Genomic DNA, 19,006 nt, shown 5'->3' with positions numbered 1-19,006 from the left:
AGGATTTCCGATGCGCTGGATCACCCGCCCCGGCCTGCCAGGCCATCTGCTCGCCCTGGCCGCTGGCGCGCTCACGCCGCTGACCCTCGCCCCGTTCGGCTACTGGCCGCTGGCGGTGCTCTCGCTGGCCCTGTTCTACCTCGGCCTGCGCGGCACGACCGCGGGCTCGGCGCTCTGGCGTGGCTGGTGGTACGGCTTCGGCGCCTTCATCGCCGGCACCAGCTGGATCTACTTCAGCATCCACAACTTCGGCGGCGCGTCCGGGCCGCTGGCTGGCTTCCTGGTGGGCGGATTCAGCGCTGGCGTGGCCTTCTTCTTCGCCCTGCCTGCCTGGGTCTGGGCGAAATTCTTCCGTCGCAACAATGCGCCAGTCAGCGACGCGCTGGCCTTCGCCGCATTGTGGGTAGTGCTGGAACTGTTCCGCAGCTGGTTCCTCACCGGCTTCCCCTGGCTCTATGCCGGCTACAGCCAGCTGGAAGGCCCGCTGGCCGGCCTCGCCCCGCTGGGCGGCGTCTGGCTGGTGTCCTTCGCCATCGCCCTGAGCGGCGCGCTGATCGTCAACATCCCGGCCCTGACCCGGCGCCCCGCGCGCCTGGTCACCGGCCTGATCCTGCTGATCGCCCCCTGGGCCGTGGGCCTGGGCTACAAGGGCCACGCCTGGACCACCCCGGCCGGCGCACCGCTGAAGGTCGCCGCGCTGCAGGGCAACATCGCCCAGGAAATGAAGTGGGACCCGAAGGCCATCACTCACCAGCTGGAGCTGTACCGCGACCTCACCGCCGAGCAGCACGACGTCGACCTGATCGTCTGGCCGGAAACCGCCGTGCCGATCCTCAAGGACCAGGCCACCGGCTACCTGGAGATGATCAATGGTGTCGCCACCGCCAAGAAGGCCGCGCTCATTACCGGCGTGCCGGTGCGCGAGAAGACGGCCGAGGGCATCCGTTACTACAACGGCATCACCGTAGTTGGCGACGGCAGCGGCAACTACCTCAAGCAGAAGCTGGTGCCCTTCGGTGAATACGTCCCACTGCAGGACCTGCTGCGCGGCCTGATCGCCTTCTTCGACCTGCCCATGTCCGACTTCGCCCGCGGTCCGGCCGACCAGCCGCTGCTCAAGGCCAAGGGCTACTCCGTGGCGCCGTACATCTGCTACGAAGTGGTCTACCCGGAGTTCGCCGCCGAGCTCGCGGCGCAGAGCCAGCTGCTGCTGACCATCAGCAATGACGCGTGGTTCGGCACCTCCATCGGCCCGCTGCAGCACCTGCAGATGGCGCAGATGCGCGCCCTGGAAGCCGGTCGCTGGATGGTGCGCGGCACCAACAACGGCGTTACCGCGCTGATCGACCCGTTCGGCAAGCTGGCGGTGCAGATTCCGCAATTCCAGCAAGGCGTGCTGCGTGGCGAAGTCGTACCGATGCAGGGCCTGACACCCTACCTGCAATGGCGCGTCTGGCCACTGGCGATCCTCAGCGCCGTGCTGCTGGTATGGGCGCTGGTGCGTCGCCGTACGCATCCGGAAGAACGCCGACTGTTCGGCTGACTCCAACGAAAAGGGCCTCATCGCGAGGCCCTTTTTCATCATGGGAGCCAGGTTCGCGAGCAAGCTCGCTCCTACAAAAGCGAGCTCGGACCTGTAGGAGCGAGCTTGCTCGCGAACAGCCCAAATCCGGGTCTATCGGTAGAACAACCGATACCCCACCAGCCCAATCGCCTCGTTCAGCAACTGCCCGCTCTGCCAGATCGCCCGCCCTTCCGGCAGCCAGCCACCCATGGGCACTGCGTCGTCCGTGCCGATATAGCCCGAGGGCGCCGGCAGCACTTCCAGCCCGGCCTTTTCGAAGCTCCAGATCGAGCGCGGCATGTGAATGGCACTGGTAACCAAGACCACCCGCTTGATCCCCGCTTCGCGCAGCATGTCGGCGCTGAATCGCGCATTCTCCCAGGTCGTGCGGCTGCGTCCCTCCTCCCAATGCACCGGCACGCCGTAATCGTCCAGCAGGCTCTGCGCCATGATTCGCGCCTCGCTGGGCGGTGTGCCGTAATGCAGGCCGCCGGAGGTCAATACCGGCAAGCCACTGGCCTTGGCCAGGCGCGCCGCATAGCGAATGCGCTCGCGGGCCATCAGGCCGGGCTGGTCCGCATCCCAGGCGCGATCCCCGCGCACCCTGCCGGCACCCAGCACCACAATGGCGTCGGCGCGTTGTGCCAAAGCCGCCCAGTCCGCCTGCTTCAGAGCATCCTGCTGCTCCAGCTGGCGCGCGCCCCACTCCACCGTCACCGGCAGGCTCATCACCAGCAGGCCGAGGAAGCCGGAAAAGAAGCAGAACACCGATAAGCGCGGACAACGCCGGCGCAGCACGAAACCCAGGAACAGCAAAAGCAGCAGCAATCCCGGCGGCATGAAAATCTGTTTGAGGATGAAGCGGATAGGCATTGGCGACTCCTTGTCGAGGCGCCAAGCCTAACGGATCGGGGAAATGTCAGCGTGCCTTCGCGTTACGGAACAGCTGCGAGCCGCAGGATGTGCAGGGCAACACGCCCTGGTTGCGACTCCAGGCCACCGGCGAACCACACAGCGCGCACTGCAGTTGCTGAGGGCGCGGCACCAGGCGCAGACGGCTGGGAGGTGCGGATTGACGCACATGGCGCGCGGCGCGGGCCGGTGCGCGCTCCAGCATGGCGAGTTCTTCCGCCGCGGCATGCCAGCCGCGCAGCCAGTTCACATCCTGGTCCAGATAAGCCCTGATCAACGCCATCTCGGCACTGCTCAAACCGCGCAACTCCAGTTCCACGGGGCACTCGTCACGTAATCGCTCAGCGGTGTCGGCCTCATCCAGGGCCAGCGCGAGCCGTTGCAACAACCGTTCATACAGACCGGAACCCGAAGCACTTGCGCGATGCAGCTCAGCCATCAGTCACCTCAAGACAGGCGGAAACCTCCCGCCCTCAGGCAAAGCTTAGCGGCCCACCCCGTGCCACACCGAGCGCGCGACAAACGGCGCGGGCTACCGGCTCGGGTGGGGGTCATGTATGCTACGAGGCTTTCTGTAGCCGCCCGACCCTTGTTTTCTCAGGGGCTGGTGAAGCGGAGGGCCACTCGACCTCCCCGGCCGCACAATTCTCTTCCGTACAGGTTCAAATCGCGCCATGCACGAGCAATATCAGCCTCTCGAGATCGAATCCCAGGCCCAGAACTTCTGGAACGAACACAACTCTTTCCGCGTCGACGAAGTCGCCGGCAAGGAGAAGTTCTACTGCCTGTCGATGTTCCCGTATCCGAGCGGCAAGCTACACATGGGGCACGTGCGCAACTACACCATCGGTGACGTGATCAGCCGCTACCACCGCATGCAGGGCAAGAACGTCCTGCAGCCGATGGGCTGGGACGCGTTCGGCATGCCGGCGGAAAACGCCGCGATGAAGAACAACGTCGCACCGGCAGCCTGGACCTACGACAACATCGCCTACATGAAGTCCCAGCTCAACAGCCTGGGCCTGGCGATCGACTGGTCCCGCGAAGTCACCACCTGCAAGCCGGACTACTACCGCTGGGAACAGTGGCTGTTCACCCGCCTGTTCGAGAAGGGCGTGATCTACCGCAAGAACGGTACCGTGAACTGGGACCCGGCAGACCAGACCGTACTGGCCAACGAGCAGGTCATCGACGGCCGTGGCTGGCGTTCGGGCGCGCTGATCGAAAAGCGCGAAATCCCGATGTACTACTTCAAGATCACTGCCTATGCCGAAGAGCTGCTGTCCAGCCTCGACGACCTGCCGGGCTGGCCGGAACAGGTCAAGACCATGCAGCGCAACTGGATCGGCAAGTCCCGCGGCATGGAAATCGCATTCCCCTATGACCAGGCCTCCATCGGCGAAGCCGGCCAACTGAAAGTCTTCACCACCCGCCCGGACACCCTGATGGGCGCCACCTACGTCGCCGTGGCCGCCGAGCATCCGCTGGCCACCCTGGCCGCCGAGCGCGATCCATCGCTGCAAGCGTTCATCGACGAGTGCAAGCGCGGCGGTGTCGCCGAAGCCGACATCGCCACCCAGGAGAAGAAAGGCGTCGCCACTTCCCTGTTCGTCGAGCATCCGCTGACCGGCGACAAGCTGCCAGTGTGGATCGCCAACTACGTCCTGATGACCTACGGCGAAGGCGCCGTAATGGCGGTCCCGGGTCACGACGAGCGCGACTTCGAGTTCTCCAACAAGTACGGCCTGCCCATCGTTCAGGTCATCGCCAAGGTAGAAGGCGACAACGACTTCGAAGCCGGCACCTGGAAAGAGTGGTACGGCCTGAAGGACGAGAGCGTCGTCACCGTCAACTCCGGCAAATACGACGGCCTGGGTTACCAGGCTGCGTTCGATGCCATTGGCGCCGACCTCGCTGCCAAGAGCCTCGGCCAGCAGCGCACCCAGTTCCGCCTGCGCGACTGGGGCATCAGCCGCCAGCGCTACTGGGGCTGCCCGATCCCGATCATCCACTGCGACAGCTGTGGTGACGTGCCGGTACCGGCCGACCAGCTGCCGGTGGTCCTGCCCGAAGACGTGGTGCCGGACGGCGCTGGTTCGCCGCTGGCCAAACTGCCCTCGTTCTACGAGTGCAGCTGCCCGAAATGCGGCCAGCCGGCCAAGCGCGAAACCGACACCATGGACACCTTTGTCGAGTCCTCCTGGTACTTCGCCCGCTACGCCTGCCCGCAGTTCGAAGACGGCATGCTGGACAAGAAGGCCGCCAACTACTGGCTGCCGGTCGACCAGTACATCGGCGGTATCGAACACGCGATCCTTCACCTGCTCTACGCGCGCTTCTTCCACAAGCTGATGCGCGACGAAGGCCTGATCGACTCCGACGAACCGTTCAAGAACCTGCTGACCCAGGGCATGGTGGTCGCCGAGACGTACTACCGCGTCGCCGCCAACGGTGGCAAGGAATGGTTCAACCCGGCGGACGTGGAAGTCGAGCGTGACGCCAAGGCCAAGGTCATCGGCGCACGCCTGAGGACCGACGGCCTGCCGGTGGAAATCGGCGGCACCGAGAAGATGTCCAAGTCCAAGAACAACGGCGTGGACCCGCAGGCCATGATCGACGCCTACGGCGCCGACACCTGCCGCCTGTTCATGATGTTTGCCTCGCCGCCGGACATGAGCTGCGAATGGTCCGACTCCGGCATTGAAGGCGCCAACCGCTTCCTGCGCCGCGTCTGGCGTCTGGCCCAGGCCCACGTCAATGCAGGCCCCGCCGGCGCCGTGGACAAGTCCGCGCTGGACGACGCGCAGAAGGCCATTCACCGCGCCATCCACCTGGCCATCCGTCAGGCCAGCCAGGACGTCGGCCAGCACCACAAGTTCAACACCGCCATCGCCGCCGTGATGACCCTGATGAACGTACTGGAAAAGGCTCCGACCGAATCCGCCGCCGACCGCGCCCTGCTGCAGGAAGGCCTGGAAACCGTCACCCTGCTGCTCGCCCCGATCACCCCGCACATCTGCCACGTGGTCTGGGAAGAGCTGGGCAAGGACGGCGCCGTCATCGACGCCAGTTGGCCGCAGGTCGACGAAGCCGCCCTGGTACAGGACAGCCTGCAACTGGTGGTTCAGGTCAACGGCAAGCTGCGCGGCCACATCGAAATGCCCGCCAGCGCCAGCCGCGAGGAAGTCGAAGCCGCCGCTCGCGCCAACGAAAACGTGCTGCGCTTCACCGACGGCCTGACCATCCGCAAGGTCATCGTGGTGCCCGGCAAGCTGGTCAATATCGTCGCCAACTAAAAGCAACGCTGGAAAAGACCCATTCGCCCGTGGCACCTTCGCCACGGGCATACCGGATCAACAGGAGTGAGGGAAGCTTGATGAAACGTATCCTGACCAGCCTCGCGCTGATCGGCCTGGCCAGCGTGCTGAGCGCCTGCGGTTTCCAACTGCGTGGCCTGGGCGATACGAACTTTGCGCTCAAGGAGATCGACGTGAGCGCGCGCAACGCCTATGGCGACACCGTCACGCAGCTCAAGCAGGTGCTTGAAGGCAGCGGCGTGAAAGTCGTCTCCCGTGCGCCGTACCACCTGATCCTCGCCCGCGAAGACGTGACCCAGCGTAGCGTCAGCTACACCAGCTCGGCGCGCAGCGCAGAAAACGAACTGACCAACACCCTGAGCTACGAGATTCGCGGCAGCGACAACCTGCTGCTGCTCGCCAATCAGGTGCAGGTCCGCAAGGTCTACGTGCAGGACGAGAACAACCTGATCGGTTCCGACCAGGAAGCCCAGCAGATCCGTGCCGAAATGCGCCGCGACCTGGTCCAGCAGATGGTCACCCGCCTGCAGCTGATCACCCCGGCCCAGCTCGACGACCTGCAAGCCAAGGCGGAAGCCAAGGCCAAGGCCGAAGCGGACGCGATGAAGGCCGCGGACGAGGCTGCCAAGTCTCAGCCGCAGCAGTCGCCGATCGAATTTCCGAAGCAGTAAGCGACAAGGGGCCGGCCAACCGGCCCCTTTCTCATCATGAAGCTCAATCCCGGACAACTCGCCAAGCACCTGCAAGGCAACCTCGCGCCCGTCTACGTGGTCAGCGGCGACGAACCGTTGCTCTGCCAGGAAGCCTGCGACGCCATCCGTGCCGCCTGCCGCCAGCGTGATTTCGGTGAGCGCCAGGTGTTCAACGCCGAAGCCAACTTCGATTGGGGCCAGCTGCTGGAGGCCGGCGCCAGCCTTTCGCTGTTCGCCGAGAAGCGCCTGATCGAACTGCGCCTTCCCTCTGGCAAGCCTGGCGACAAGGGCGCGGCGATTCTCCAGGAATACCTGCAGCGTCCGCCGGAAGACACCGTCCTGCTGGTCAGCCTGCCCAAACTCGACGGCAGCACGCAGAAGACCAAATGGGCCAAGGCCCTGATCGACGGCGACGCCGCCCAGTTCATCCAGATCTGGCCCATCGACGCACACCAGTTGCCGCAGTGGATCCGTCAGCGCCTCTCCCAGGCCGGACTCGCCGCCAGCCAGGAAGCGGTTGACCTGATCGCCGCGCGCGTCGAAGGCAACCTGCTGGCCGCCGCCCAGGAAATCGAGAAGCTCAAGCTGCTTGCCGATGGCCAGCAGATCGACGCCGACACCGTGCAGGCAGCCGTGGCCGACAGCGCGCGCTTCGACGTCTTCGGCCTGATCGATGCTGCCCTCAACGGCGAAGCCGCCCACTGCCTGCGCATGCTCGAAGGCCTGCGCGGCGAAGGGGTGGAACCCCCGGTCATCCTCTGGGCCCTGGCCCGGGAAATCCGCGTGCTCGCCAGCCTCGCCCAGCAGTTCAGCCAGGGCGTCCCGCTCGACAAGGCCTTCAGCCAGGCCCGCCCTCCCATCTGGGACAAGCGTCGCCCGCTGATGAGCAAGGCCCTGCAACGGCACACCACGCAGCGCTGGAACCAGATGCTGCAGGACGCCCAGCTGATCGACGCACAGATCAAGGGCCAGGCCCCCGGCAACGTCTGGAACAGCCTCGCCCGCCTCGCCCTGCTGGTCGCCGGCCAGCGCATCAGCCTGCCTTCGGCCTGATTGCAACGCCTCGCGACCTGACTAGAGGCCATCACGGACGCAGTCCGCCCCTACGCGGCGCCCGGTAGGAACGAGCTTGCTCGTACACCCGCCCAGTGCCCGGTGTTTCAGGACCGCGCCGGCACTGCCCGGTGCTCCTGGCCTTCCGCCCTATCCAGCGCCACACCGCGAGTATCGCGCCCGGTACTGATCAGCACGCAGATGAGCACCGCCACGACCCCGGCAACCACGGCCATCGCCGTCCCAAAGCTGTAGCTCCTGGCGATCTCCGCCTGCAGTGGCGCATTGACCGAAGCGATCAGGTTGCCCAGTTGATAGACGAACCCCGGCAGCACCGCTCGAGTGCCCACCGGCGCCAATTCGTTCAGATAGGCGGGAATCACACCCCAGGCGCCCTGCACCATGAACTGCATCAGGAAGGCGCCGACGCCCAGCGCCACCGCGCCGTGGCTGAATGCCCACAATGGCAGCACCGGTAGCGCCAGCAGCGAGCCGCAGATGATGGCCTTCTTCCGCCCGATACGCTCGGACAGACTGCCGAACAGAATGCCTCCCAGGATCGCCGCGATGTTATAGACCACCGCGATCAGGCTGACCGTCTGCGTATCAAACCCGTGCTGCACCTTCAGGAAAGTCGGGTAAAGGTCCTGCGTGCCATGGCTGAAGAAGTTGAAGCAAGCCATCAACAGGACCGCGTACAGGCACAACTTCCACTGGCTGCGCAGCACCGGCCACAGCGGCGTCGACTCCTTGCGCTCGCGTGCCGCCTGCCAGATCGGCGATTCCGGCACCTTGAACCAGATGAACACCACCAGCACCACCGGCAGGCAACCGACGATGAACATCCCACGCCAGCCCAGCGCTTCAAAGAACAGGCCATAGATGATCGAAGCGATCAGGTAGCCCGCCGGGTAACCCGCCTGGAACAACCCCGACACCATCCCCCGCGAACGCTCGGGAATGGTCTCCATCGCCAGCGAGGAAGCCACGCCCCAGATGCCTCCCATCGCCACGCCGTAGACCACGCGCAGGATCAGGAAGGTCTCGAGGTTCGGCGAAAAGGCCGAGGCCAGTTCCAGCACCGAGTAGATCAGGATGTTGACCATCAGCACCGGTCGCCGGCCATAACGCTCGGCAGCGCGTCCGAACAGCAGCGCACCGATGGGCCGCACCGCCAGGGTCAGCAGGATCGCCAGCGACACCTGCGGGAGGTCCACCTGGAAGGTCTGCGCGATATCGGTGAGGACGAAGACCAGGAGGAAGAAGTCAAAGGCATCCAGCGTCCAGGCGAGCACCGAAGCGATCACCACATTGCGCTGGGTCGGGGACCATTGCTGCATGACACATCTCCAGCCGGGGGCGTCGCGGTCCCTGCACACCGAGGCAATAGTTAGTCAGCTACCAAGCTAACCGAGCCAGCGAACCAGCCACAGTCGCGCCTCTGAAAAAATCTGTTACAGAAATAGCGACAATCCGCCACAGGCCAGGGTTCGATGAATCCGCGAGGCGCCTCCCCCCGGCTCCAGAACGGATCAGCGCAACGCCGCTCCTGACTCCTGCGACGCGGGACGCGCCTTTCCCCGCTCCTCGGTCGGCCGATCCAGCGCCAGTTCGTAAAGCTGCCGAGCTTCGCTGACCAGCGGCGAGAGTGCCGATGCCAGACGCGACGTCGCGCGGATCAGGCCAGGATCGGAGTCGTCCTCCAGCAAGCACAGCAGGTCTTCCACCGCTGTCAGACGCCGCAGCGCGGCGTCGCGCAACGCCTCGACCGAGGCCAGGGCATTGATGAACATCACGTCTTCGTAGGGTCGGGATTCCAGCGGAACGGGGAGGAACTCAGTCATGGCGCACCTCCGGGGACGGTGCAGCAGGACAGAAAGAACCAGGGTGGGGCGCGAGAGTAAAAGGGGGATAGTGCATGCAAAAACACTCCTTTTCAGCAAAGAGCCGCCTCGCTAACTCACTGCGACGCAAGTTAGGGAGGCGGGACCGTGCGGAGGTCGCAGTACCGGCGAACAGGAGCCAAAAACCGGCCAGGCATAAGCCTGCACCGCACGGCCCACCATGGATGCATCACCTATCAGACAGGGTTGCCTGACTTGAGAGCAAAGGTGTTACGTGCGCACCTGTTGGCTATACCGGGCTGCGACACCCGGCCACGGGATTGACCGTGGCAGCCGGAATCTAGCGAGCACGCACGTAGGCCCTCAAGGCTAAAAGAAGGTAGGAGATTTCACTGTTCCGACAGCTCAAACCCGGACGTTTCGCCGCATAGCGTGGCCCGGTTCACCTCTTAGGAAACTGCCCACAGGCATTCTGAAGGCCACCCCCTGTAGGAGCGGGCCGCGCCCGCGATCGCGCCCATCGGGCGCCCTACAGGCCAGCTCCGAGGTATCTCATCACGAGGAAGCGGGCTTCCTTCGAGAGGGATTCCGCCTCATTCCCACTCCCGCACCTGGCGAACCTCCACGCACCCGAGCCGCCCTGGCGGAATCTTCGCGGCGATCCGCTCGGCCTCCTCCATGCTCAGTGCCTCGATCAGGTAGAAACCGCCCAGCTGTTCCCGCGTCTCGGCGAACGGCCCGTCGGTAACGGCGAGCTTTTCGCCTTGCCCGCGCAACGTGCGCCCGGTCGGCGTCGGCAACAGCGCATTGGCCGCAATGTAGTTGCCGCTGCGGCGCAGTTGCTCGCTGTAGGTCATGCACTCGTCGACAATGCCACGCAGTTCGGCTTCCGGCAGCTCAGCGGCCTTGCGCTCGTCGAAGTAGATCATGCAGAGAAACTTCATCACCCTTGCCCTCGTTCTTGTCTGTCATATCAGAAAGGTCCGTCGTCCCAGCGTAGCCCCGAACGCCAACCGCTCGCCTTGGCCCGCCCGCCGGTAGACCAGTGGCATGGACAAGCGTCCCAGATAGGCGGAAGATGCGCGCGCCGGCAACGGCGCCGGCCTCAACGAGGAAAGACCCATGGCGAAGAAATCCAAACGGCCGAACAAGGCCAAGTCCCTGGTCGCGCAACCGCTGTTCCGCAGCCGACAGGAACAACCGCTCAAAGGCAAAGGCAGTTACCGCCGCGAAGCCTCCCGAAATTGGGAGGCTTCTTCGCTTCTGGCGGCCTGAAATCCTCAGAAAACCTGAACCACCCCCGCCCTTTCGCTTTCAACCGGACAGCCAAGCCCTGGAGGTCCACCCATGAAAGCGCCCCTGATAGTCGCCATCCTCGCCCTCCCCTTCAGCCTGTCCGCCCATGCGTTCTGCTCCGATCAGGAAGCTGAAGCCAAGGGCAAGCAGGTCGCCGCCAAGGTCACCGAAGTCACCCGCAGCGATCCCCAGCGCGCGCAGAAGCTCAACGAAAAGCTCGCGGAAATGAAGAAGTCCCGCTCCAGTGAGCAGCGCCCCGACGACTGCGCCGCCTATGACGACATGCTCAAGGAACTGAACCAGAGCGCACCCAACGTCGATCAGGAAAGCGGTGGCAGCCCAGGCAATAAATGATGCCCTTGTAGCAGCGGGCCAAGCCCTCGACTGAGCCCCCAAAGCCCCCGCACAAGACTTAAAAGTGCACCGCCCGACGACCGCCCCGTCGCCGGAGGGAATTTTGCCGCCGCTGCAACATCGAATCTGCTGACCCGCCGCCTCTGTCGAACGCAGACGCGTCAAAGACGCCATGTTAAGGTGGCCCCTCCCCTGCCAGTTCCCGAGGAGAGCAATGCGCAAGCCTGTTTCACCTGTTGTCGGCCAACGTTGCCTGCTCATCGCCGCACTGTCCCTGGCCAGCTTCGGCCTGTTGACCTCCTGCACCGAGCCGCCGCCCAAAGGCGCCGCCGTCGAGCATGCTCAACCCACGCAGAGCTTCGCCCAATGGCGCGACGGCTTCCGCGCGCAAGCGCTGGCCGCCGGCATCAGCCCGCAGACCTTCGATCAGGCGTTCGAAGGCATCGAGCCGGATGACTCGGTGGTGACCGCCGACCGCAGTCAACCCGAGTTCACTCGCCCCGTCTGGCAGTACCTGGAAAGCGCCGTCTCCCCGGCGCGAGTGCGCAATGGTCAGGACCGCCTACTGCAGAACGCGGAGGTGCTGCAACGCATCGACACGGCTTACGGTGTGGACCGCGAAGCAGTGGTAGCGATCTGGGGCATGGAAAGCAATTTCGGCCAGCAGATGGGCAGCAAGAACGTCATCCGCTCCCTCGCCACCCTCGCCTATGAAGGTCGCCGCCCAGACTTCGGTCGCGACCAGTTGATCGCGGCGCTTCGGATCATCCAGCACGGTGACGTGCCAGCCGGCAACATGATCGGCTCCTGGGCCGGCGCCATGGGGCAGACGCAATTCATTCCCACCACTTACAACCAGTACGCGGTGGACTTCGACGGCGACGGCCGACGCGATATCTGGGGCTCGTCCCCGGACGCCCTTGCCTCCACCGCCAATTACCTGAAGACCTCCGGCTGGCAGCGCGGCCAGTCCTGGGGCTTCGAAGTGCGCCTGCCGCCAGGCTTCGACTACTCCCAGGCGGAAATGAGCATACGCAAACCCATGGCCGAGTGGCTGCGCCAGGGTGTTCGTCCGGCGAGTGGCAACCTGCCTTCGGACCCGCAGGCCAGCGTCTCGCTGGTGCTACCGGCAGGCTATCGCGGCCCGGCGTTCCTGGTGACCGACAACTTCCGCGCAATACTCAAGTACAACAACTCCACGTCTTATGCCCTCGCCGTTGGTCTTCTGGCGGACAGCTTCAAGGGCGGCGGAAAACTGGTGGGAAACTGGCCGGTGGAAGACACGCCGCTGAGCCGCAGCGAACGTATTGAACTGCAACAGACACTGGCCGACCGAGGCCTTTCTCCCGGAACGGTCGATGGCATCATTGGCGCCAATACGCGCAAGGCCATCCGCACCTTCCAGCAGTCCATCGACCAGCCAGCTGACGGCTACCCGACCCCGGCGCTGTTGCAGCAGTTGCGCAACGCACACTGAACAGGCGAAATGAAAAAGGCGCCCGAAGGCGCCTGTTGTCCTGTCGTACCCGGTGGACTAATTGCCACCGGAGTACGGCCCCCTGTTACTGGTAGTACAGGCTGATATAACCAAAGGTAGAAATCTTGCCGGGTGTCACTGGCGTCACCTTGGCGTAGTACTGCGCGTAATAAGGAAGGTCGGCCGAGGTCGTGGTCACCTGAATGCCGGTGTCCTGATTCATGTTGATCGGCGTAAAGCTCCTATCCAGCACTCGAATCTGAGCGTTGGTGCCACCGGAGACCGTGTTGATCAACGCGCCGGTGCTCGCGTCAACATTGGCAAATTTCTCCCAGACAACATTGACCGCCCCCGGACAATCCGTCAGCGATACCACGAACTTGGTGTTCTGCGCCCAACTGCCCACCGATGGCAGCGCGCTGGTGTTGATGCTGCTCAACGGAACGTTGATCGACACCGGTTCAGTGGCGGAGTTGTTTATCTTGCAGGACTCGGTGATCACCTCACCGCCAATGTTTACTTGAGCATCGTAGGCAAATGCCCCAGTAACCAGTGTGGATAACACCCCTGCAACCAGCAGATTTTTCATTTCAAGTTCCTTTTTCAAGAGTCATGACCGCAACAGGACGACAGGCTCGTTGCGGATGAAAAGCTCGCCCGACAAGCACCCGTCAACCTACCGAAATATCCCCAAGGCTCTGCCAGCAATTACATCCGAAATCAGGGAATTATCGATTTCACTGCTCCCTGAATCCTACAAAGCCACCCGTGCTTACACGAAGAACAGCTGCTCGGCTACAGCGGCCGAGCCGTTATTTTTTATGGAGGTAGAGGCGCGGGGTTAACTTCTATTGATAATCCATCGTCAAGACCAAGCCACTAGTAACTACGCCAGAAGAAACTGGTGAGGAAACTCTCCTGTACTGCACGCTGAATCCATAGTTATTAATAGAGTCCGCCGTGATCGCACCCATATCAACACGGGTCTGAAATGGCATGACCGAGCCGTTAGCACGGCTGATCTGAAGACCAAATCCTTTTGCCGCTCCCGACTGCTGAAATATTCCAATTACGCCATTGGAAGCATCAATGACACTGTAGCCGTAGGCAGCATCCATCGTCATACCAACCAAAGCATTATCGTTACACTGAAGGGATACATTGAATGGACTCGCCCCATCGACATCACCGATATTCTGAAACTTCGACAATCGCGCTTTCTTCAAAACCACGTTCCCTGGAGCGGAAACCGTACAGGTCAAAGCACGAAACACTATGCTTCCTGAAGCCGATATGCTGCTGCTCCCGGTATAAATACTTCCATTATCATTATTCAGTACAATGCCGGTATTATAGACGCCAAAGGCCCATTGCGTACCTGCCTTGTTCAGGACTGCTCCCGATGGAATAGCACCTGACGTCCTGACCAACTCCAGCGTCCCGGAGAAGTTATACGAGCCGCCGGAGCCAATGGTCGAAATCTGGGATGCGCAAGCCTGAGAGGTGGCATTGGTAATCGTACTTCCAGAACTGTCCCGTACGCGCATACCAACGCCATTTACACCAGTGGAGTATATTCCCGGAGAAATTTCGGTGGAGCCGCCATTCATGGTGCAGATGACGATTTTGCTGCCCACTTGTATGGTTGGCGTATTCCCCCCTCCGCTATTCACACCTAGCTTACAGGTTCCCGATGCAGAAAATGGCCTCTGGGTGCCGGGTATCATATCTCCATATTTCAGCGATGACGAAATAGCGACCGAGCCTGGGTATGCAATAACGCCGGGCAAACCGGAATAAGCAACGCATGTACTGACTGCGTATGCTCGTGCCGACAATACGCACAATAACAACAAAAAAGAAAATATTTTCATCTCAAACCTAAAACTACAAGATGCCGTTTACGAGGCTCACTGAAACACATCTCGCGAATGCGAATCATATTTCCCACCGAAACATTCGCACGCTTTAAAAGTCTATCTTATCTTTGCGCCATCGCCGGCTTATCCACTATCGCTCGGCAAGTCGATTCAACCTTCAAGAACGGAGCATCCTTGCTGCCGCTGTTCGGCAATTGATAGTTGATATGGCAACGCTGGCCCGAACCATCACCCCACTTGACCATCAACTCCCCGACATTTTCCAGGCCGCGCAAGAAGATGCGCCCTCCCTGCCCCACCATGGACAAGCTGTTGCCCTTAGCATCCAGCACGTCAGCCCCCAGCGGAATGACTTCGCCATCATCCCGTTTGACTGTCATCAGCACTGGCGCACCGCTGACGGTCGGGTACTTGAGCATGACGATCGAGCCATAGCGCGGGGCGACGCTCTGGGAGGTAACCTGGAGCTCAACATCCTTGGAGGTGCCTTTCGGGTCAATCTCGACGTCGTTCTGGCGGTACGGAGTCAGCCCCCCCACCACGGCATAGCCGTTGCCGGCCACCTTGGCTCCGACGTTTGCATTGACCGACGCCCCCTCAGCACCTTTGGCTTCGAGGATGGCAAGCGTCTCACCCTGGTTCTGGCTGAAGTTGATACCGCCCGGGTGAGCCACGATGGAGCCACGGGCACCAAAGCCTGCCTGCTTGTAGCCGTCACCACCGCTGGCACTGGCGGTATAAATGGCATGGGGCGAGTTGTAGGTGACGTTGGCGCCCCCGTTGTACTTACGGTCCCCATCGGTCTTGCTGCCTGACCCGTAGACGGCATAGCTGATCTGCCGCTCTTCACCCGTGGTGCCGCTGAGGGTGCTCTGGACGCTGTTGTTCTTGCTGTCGGTGACGTTCAGGTTGGTAGTCAGCGACATTGGATGGCCGCTGTCCATACCGATCGGAACGTTGACGCTGACCATGTAGGTATTCTGGTAATCGCTGTCGTTGATACGGCCATCGCGATTGCTGGTGCTGCCCGTGCTGGTCCGGGACGCGCTCAGGTTGACGGTCCCCCAACTGAACCCGGTGCTGTAACCGGCCTGAAAACTCGTATCGGTATCGCTACGGTTCCAGTAGTTTTGCTTGGAGCCGCTGAAATAGAAGGAACTGCGCTCCCCCACCGGTTGGTTGACAGTCAGTTGGTAGCGGTTGCGCTGACGATCCAGATCGTACTTCTCGCTGAGCCGGCCCCAGATCTGAGCGTAGTCCTGAAGGCTCAGGTAGTTCTCACTATTGAAGCGGTAGGCGGCGATCGTCATGTTGGTGGAGGTCGCTTCCAGCAGCTTGCTGTAGGTCAGTCGGTAGCTCTGGCCGCTCATGTCGGATTCGACCCCATAGCGTTCGGTAGGCAAAGCGGTGGCATGTGACTGGGTGACATCCGCCGCCAGGGCACCAAAGGGGGTGCTGAACGCAAGGCCACCCTGGGCAGCCTGGTACGAATTGGCGACGATGCCGCCGGTATAGGCGGTCATCAGGTTGTTAAGGCCGTACTGATAGGTGCCCTGGGCAAAGTTGGGCTCACGATCCAGGGTGTCATCACGATACTGCCCCCCGGTCAAGCTGTAGCGGGACACGCCTGGCCGCACCAGTTGGCTGATGGAGGCATAGGGCACCAGGAAGGATTTCACACGGCCATCGGCCTCGGTGACTTCCACGGTCAGGTCACCTGCATAGCCGGTATTGAACAGATCGTTGATTTCGAATGGGCCTGGCGCCACCGTCGTTTCGTAAATGACGTTCGTCCCCTGCAAGACACGAACCCGCGCGTTGGAGTCGGCGACTCCTCGGATATCGGGTGCAAATCCACGCTGCGAATCAGGCAGCATGCGGTCGTCACTGGACAGTTGGATACCCGTGAAGGGCACCGAGTCGAACAGATCGCTGGGGGTATAGTATTGCCCCGCCGTGAATTGCGACTTCAAAGCGGTGACATCCCGCTGGGCATAGGTGCTGAGCGACTTGTAGCCACTCTGCGCCGGACTACCGTCAGTCTTGCTGTGGTTGTAGGTGCCGTTGTAGCGCAGGCGCCAATCGGCGAGGTTCATCCCCGCATTGATGCCGGCATACTTCTGTGTGGAGTTGGAGCCACTGCTGTCCGTGCGATACAGGTTGGTATCGTAGTTGAGGAAGCCAGCGGTGACGCCAGCGTCCCATTGCGAAGGGTCCACGTAACCCCGAACCTGCCGACCCACGTAGAGCTGCGGAATAGACACGCGAGCCGTCAGCTCGGAGAGGTCAACGTCGATCTTGCCATCCGGGACGGCGGCAGCGAAGTCGACACAGTCGCCGGAGACAAGCTTCTGGTTTTCTGCCGGCAACTTGCTGACGGCTACACCTAACTCGGGGAACTGTGCGGCCTTCACGCAGTAGCGAACAGTCGCCCCCTTACCGCTGCCGTTGGATACCGCGCTGATCGGCATACGGCCGATCCAGGCATCATTGACATAGACGTCCAGCCGATAGGTGCCCGGCTCCACCGGCGTACCGTTTTCGAATCGTGATACATCGACGCTGGGACTGCTACCGCCATTATCGAAGAAGTTAGGGTTGAAAGCGGCGAAGGAAGGTGAATTCTGGAGAACGACTGGAGATGCTCCGCTGTCCGCAGCCTCTTCTGCGCGAACAGAGCCGCCGCCGAGCATCAGCAAGGCACCCAGCATCAGGCCACAGCCAATGACGGCCGATGAGGCAGCTTGGGATGCAACCGCGGCAGCCAGCGACGAGCGCTCGAACGGCAGGAAGTCAGTACCTTGCTTCAGATCCATGGTGTTTTCTCCAGTGGTCCGCCTTTCTCGGGACGAACGAATCCTCTCCGCGCAAAAATCGGCAGGGGAACCTAGTCAGGTTGAATGCAACTGGCCGGACTCAATCCGGCCATGCTGGTATCAGAGAGCGCTCTCGTGCTGGTTCAATGCGCCGTAGTCCGTCACCCACTGGTAGTCGACCTTGGCGCCAGCGCCTGGCAGACCCGCGAGGCTCGGCAGGGCGAAATCCACATTACTGCCCGGGGCCACCATCTTCACGTCGTCCTTGCGCACGTCGTAACTCCTACCGCCGGCAATTAGCTGGACAGTGGCGAGCGAGACGTGGAACGCCCCGTCGTTACGGGCGCGGATGACGTAGCCACTGCCAGCTTGGACGACCGACCAGCTGAGATTTTCCGCGGCCTGGTTCGGGTTACCCGCCAACCCCTCGGGGCGATAGAAAATCTTCATCCGCGAGCGAACGGCCACCTGGAGGAAGTTCGCCTCCTGATCCTTGGGCATGGGAGGAACGTCGAGCACGTTCAGCCAGAAGACGGTTTCCTGCTTCTTCGAGGCGGCTTCATCGCCGGTATAGACCAGGCGCAGGGTCTGCCCCTTCTTGGCCTCTACACGCGTGATAGGGGGAGTGATCAGGAAGGGGCCATCGGCCTTGTCGGCAGTGAGCTTTTCATTGCCCTTGTCGACCCAGGCCTGCACCAGGGAAGGCTGCTCGCCAACATTAGTCAGCTTGACGGTCACTTCCCGCTCTTTGGCGGGGTACACCACTCGGGAACCCTGAATGACGATGCCGGCCTGCGCCAGGCCCGACCAAAGGATCGTCGCGCCTAGGCAGCCGGCGAACCAGAGGAATTTTGAACTCAGACTTGCCATTGCACGATCACCTTTGAAAGCCGGATAGGAAGAGCGAGGTGGCTACCCTTCCCTCCGGGTGCAGCAACAAAGCACACGCGCCAAAAGCGGCGCGCCCCCTATTAGTAGGTCAGGGTCCAGTAGCCAACGGTGCTCAACTTACCGGGGGTCGCGGAGCCCGCCTGGGAGTAGTACTGGGCCATGTACTTCAAGGTGGCGCTGCCGTCAGCGGCCGGGGTGAAGCTGTAGCCTGTGTCGGTGTTGATGTTGATGTAGTTGTTGGCCGGGTCGATCAGGCGAACGGTGGCATTGGTGCCGCCGGCAATGGTGTTGGTCAGAGTGCCGGCACTGTCGACCTGGCCAGTGATTTCCCACTTAGCCTTGGTGAGCTGCACCGGGCAGTTGGTCAGGTTGAAAGTGAAAGGGGTGTTGCCAGTCCAGCTATCGGTACCGACCAGGGAATCCTTGTTCACCGTCGGCAATGTCACAGCGAGAACGGCAGGCTTGGTGGTGCCGTTCACCTCGCAAGTCTGGTCCAGTACTTCGCCAGAGAAGTTGACCTGGGCGTCATAGGCGAAGGCGCCCACGGAGGCGGAGGAGAGAATTGCAGCTACGAGCAGCTTTTTCATGGTGATGACTCAGCAGTGTGATTAGGGGGCCGGGAACTTGCTCCCAACCGGTTCAAGCCATATCGATGTTCCCCATGGCATTGAGCGCTGCCCTCGGAAAGAGCGAGCAACCTGTGAATTCTGCTGATGCAACAATGTCGGCGCTGTCGGCCAAAGTGCCAATGCCGTCAGGAATCATCCGATTCGAAATCGGGAATTCCTACACGCTAGGGGTGGTCAGCTCGAAAACGAGACACGGAATGCGGAAACGAAAAAGGCCGCCTCTCGTGGGAGAGGCGGCCTTTTCTTCGAGCGGCTACCGGGGCGGGTAGAAACTCCAGGCG

17 protein-coding genes are annotated in these 19,006 nt (G+C 62.2%); 7 read left to right on the top strand and 10 right to left on the bottom strand.

The genetic code is table 11. From position 1 onward, the window contains the following. The first annotated feature begins 10 nt into the window (after positions 1 to 10). Positions 11 to 1,543 carry an apolipoprotein N-acyltransferase gene (lnt, locus tag ACKI1H_RS08920; RefSeq protein WP_440468184.1) on the top strand — a complete coding sequence of 511 codons (1,533 nt, stop codon included), beginning with the start codon at positions 11 to 13 and terminating at the stop codon, positions 1,541 to 1,543. Positions 1,544 to 1,675: 132 nt separating this feature from the next. Here lnt and ACKI1H_RS08915 read toward each other — a convergent pair whose 3' ends face one another. Continuing rightward, a complete protein-coding gene (locus ACKI1H_RS08915; RefSeq protein WP_440468183.1) occupies positions 1,676 to 2,437 on the bottom strand; it encodes a YdcF family protein in 762 nt (253 codons plus the stop codon). 46 nt (positions 2,438 to 2,483) lie between these two features. Next, on the bottom strand, positions 2,484 to 2,915 hold the full coding sequence (locus ACKI1H_RS08910) for a hypothetical protein (RefSeq protein ID WP_138520112.1): 432 nt from the start codon (positions 2,913 to 2,915) through the stop codon (positions 2,484 to 2,486). 235 nt (positions 2,916 to 3,150) lie between these two features. Here ACKI1H_RS08910 and leuS point away from each other — a divergent pair, with 235 nt between their 5' ends. The 3 genes from leuS to holA all read left to right on the top strand — a co-directional run bounded on the left by leuS (position 3,151) and on the right by holA (position 7,538). Then, complete coding sequence (gene leuS / locus ACKI1H_RS08905; protein WP_440468182.1) at positions 3,151 to 5,772, top strand: leucine--tRNA ligase; 2,622 nt, start codon at positions 3,151 to 3,153, stop codon at positions 5,770 to 5,772. Positions 5,773 to 5,852: 80 nt separating this feature from the next. Continuing rightward, on the top strand, positions 5,853 to 6,464 hold the full coding sequence (locus ACKI1H_RS08900) for an LPS-assembly lipoprotein LptE (protein WP_138520110.1): 612 nt from the start codon (positions 5,853 to 5,855) through the stop codon (positions 6,462 to 6,464). A 36-nt stretch (positions 6,465 to 6,500) separates the two neighbouring features. After that, positions 6,501 to 7,538 (top strand): DNA polymerase III subunit delta, encoded by a 1,038-nt coding sequence (holA, locus tag ACKI1H_RS08895; RefSeq protein WP_138520109.1) that lies wholly within the window; start codon positions 6,501 to 6,503, stop codon positions 7,536 to 7,538. 107 nt (positions 7,539 to 7,645) lie between these two features. Here holA and ACKI1H_RS08890 read toward each other — a convergent pair whose 3' ends face one another. From ACKI1H_RS08890 to ACKI1H_RS08880, 3 genes are all read right to left on the bottom strand, one after another. Then, the gene (locus ACKI1H_RS08890; RefSeq protein ID WP_138520108.1) at positions 7,646 to 8,878 is read right to left on the bottom strand and encodes an MFS transporter; all 1,233 of its coding nucleotides are present in this window, start codon (positions 8,876 to 8,878) and stop codon (positions 7,646 to 7,648) included. Positions 8,879 to 9,070: 192 nt separating this feature from the next. After that, positions 9,071 to 9,382 (bottom strand): hypothetical protein, encoded by a 312-nt coding sequence (locus ACKI1H_RS08885; protein WP_440468181.1) that lies wholly within the window; start codon positions 9,380 to 9,382, stop codon positions 9,071 to 9,073. Positions 9,383 to 9,975: 593 nt separating this feature from the next. Continuing rightward, positions 9,976 to 10,326 carry a YciI family protein gene (locus ACKI1H_RS08880; RefSeq protein ID WP_440468180.1) on the bottom strand — a complete coding sequence of 117 codons (351 nt, stop codon included), beginning with the start codon at positions 10,324 to 10,326 and terminating at the stop codon, positions 9,976 to 9,978. Between the two features lie 178 nt (positions 10,327 to 10,504). On the opposite strand from ACKI1H_RS08880, the gene arfA reads away from it, so the two are divergent. From arfA to ACKI1H_RS08865, 3 genes are all read left to right on the top strand, one after another. Continuing rightward, positions 10,505 to 10,657: an alternative ribosome rescue factor ArfA gene (arfA, locus tag ACKI1H_RS08875; RefSeq protein ID WP_045215115.1), complete on the top strand. Its 153-nt coding sequence runs from the start codon at positions 10,505 to 10,507 to the stop codon at positions 10,655 to 10,657. A 72-nt stretch (positions 10,658 to 10,729) separates the two neighbouring features. Further along, positions 10,730 to 11,032 (top strand): hypothetical protein, encoded by a 303-nt coding sequence (locus ACKI1H_RS08870; protein WP_138520104.1) that lies wholly within the window; start codon positions 10,730 to 10,732, stop codon positions 11,030 to 11,032. 214 nt (positions 11,033 to 11,246) lie between these two features. Beyond that, positions 11,247 to 12,509 carry a lytic murein transglycosylase gene (locus ACKI1H_RS08865; RefSeq protein WP_440468179.1) on the top strand — a complete coding sequence of 421 codons (1,263 nt, stop codon included), beginning with the start codon at positions 11,247 to 11,249 and terminating at the stop codon, positions 12,507 to 12,509. An 85-nt stretch (positions 12,510 to 12,594) separates the two neighbouring features. Here the strand turns inward: ACKI1H_RS08865 and ACKI1H_RS08860 are convergent, their stop codons facing one another. The 5 genes from ACKI1H_RS08860 to ACKI1H_RS08840 form a co-directional block, all read right to left on the bottom strand. Continuing rightward, positions 12,595 to 13,098: a fimbrial protein gene (locus tag ACKI1H_RS08860; RefSeq protein WP_440468178.1), complete on the bottom strand. Its 504-nt coding sequence runs from the start codon at positions 13,096 to 13,098 to the stop codon at positions 12,595 to 12,597. Positions 13,099 to 13,357: 259 nt separating this feature from the next. Then, positions 13,358 to 14,383, bottom strand: coding sequence for a fimbrial protein (locus ACKI1H_RS08855; protein ID WP_440468177.1), 1,026 nt, complete (start codon positions 14,381 to 14,383; stop codon positions 13,358 to 13,360). 107 nt (positions 14,384 to 14,490) lie between these two features. Next, positions 14,491 to 17,205: a fimbria/pilus outer membrane usher protein gene (locus tag ACKI1H_RS08850; protein WP_440468176.1), complete on the bottom strand. Its 2,715-nt coding sequence runs from the start codon at positions 17,203 to 17,205 to the stop codon at positions 14,491 to 14,493. Between the two features lie 120 nt (positions 17,206 to 17,325). Beyond that, a complete protein-coding gene (locus ACKI1H_RS08845; RefSeq protein WP_440468175.1) occupies positions 17,326 to 18,075 on the bottom strand; it encodes a fimbrial biogenesis chaperone in 750 nt (249 codons plus the stop codon). A gap of 101 nt (positions 18,076 to 18,176) precedes the next feature. Beyond that, positions 18,177 to 18,683 carry a fimbrial protein gene (locus ACKI1H_RS08840; protein ID WP_440468174.1) on the bottom strand — a complete coding sequence of 169 codons (507 nt, stop codon included), beginning with the start codon at positions 18,681 to 18,683 and terminating at the stop codon, positions 18,177 to 18,179. Between the last annotated feature and the right edge of the window lie 323 nt (positions 18,684 to 19,006).

This window comes from Pseudomonas sp. YH-1 (assembly GCF_051990045.1).
GTDB classification, from domain to species: domain Bacteria; phylum Pseudomonadota; class Gammaproteobacteria; order Pseudomonadales; family Pseudomonadaceae; genus Pseudomonas; species Pseudomonas nicosulfuronedens.
The sequence above is the reverse complement of the archived record's forward strand: the minus strand, read 5'-3'. Positions and strand labels throughout refer to the sequence as shown.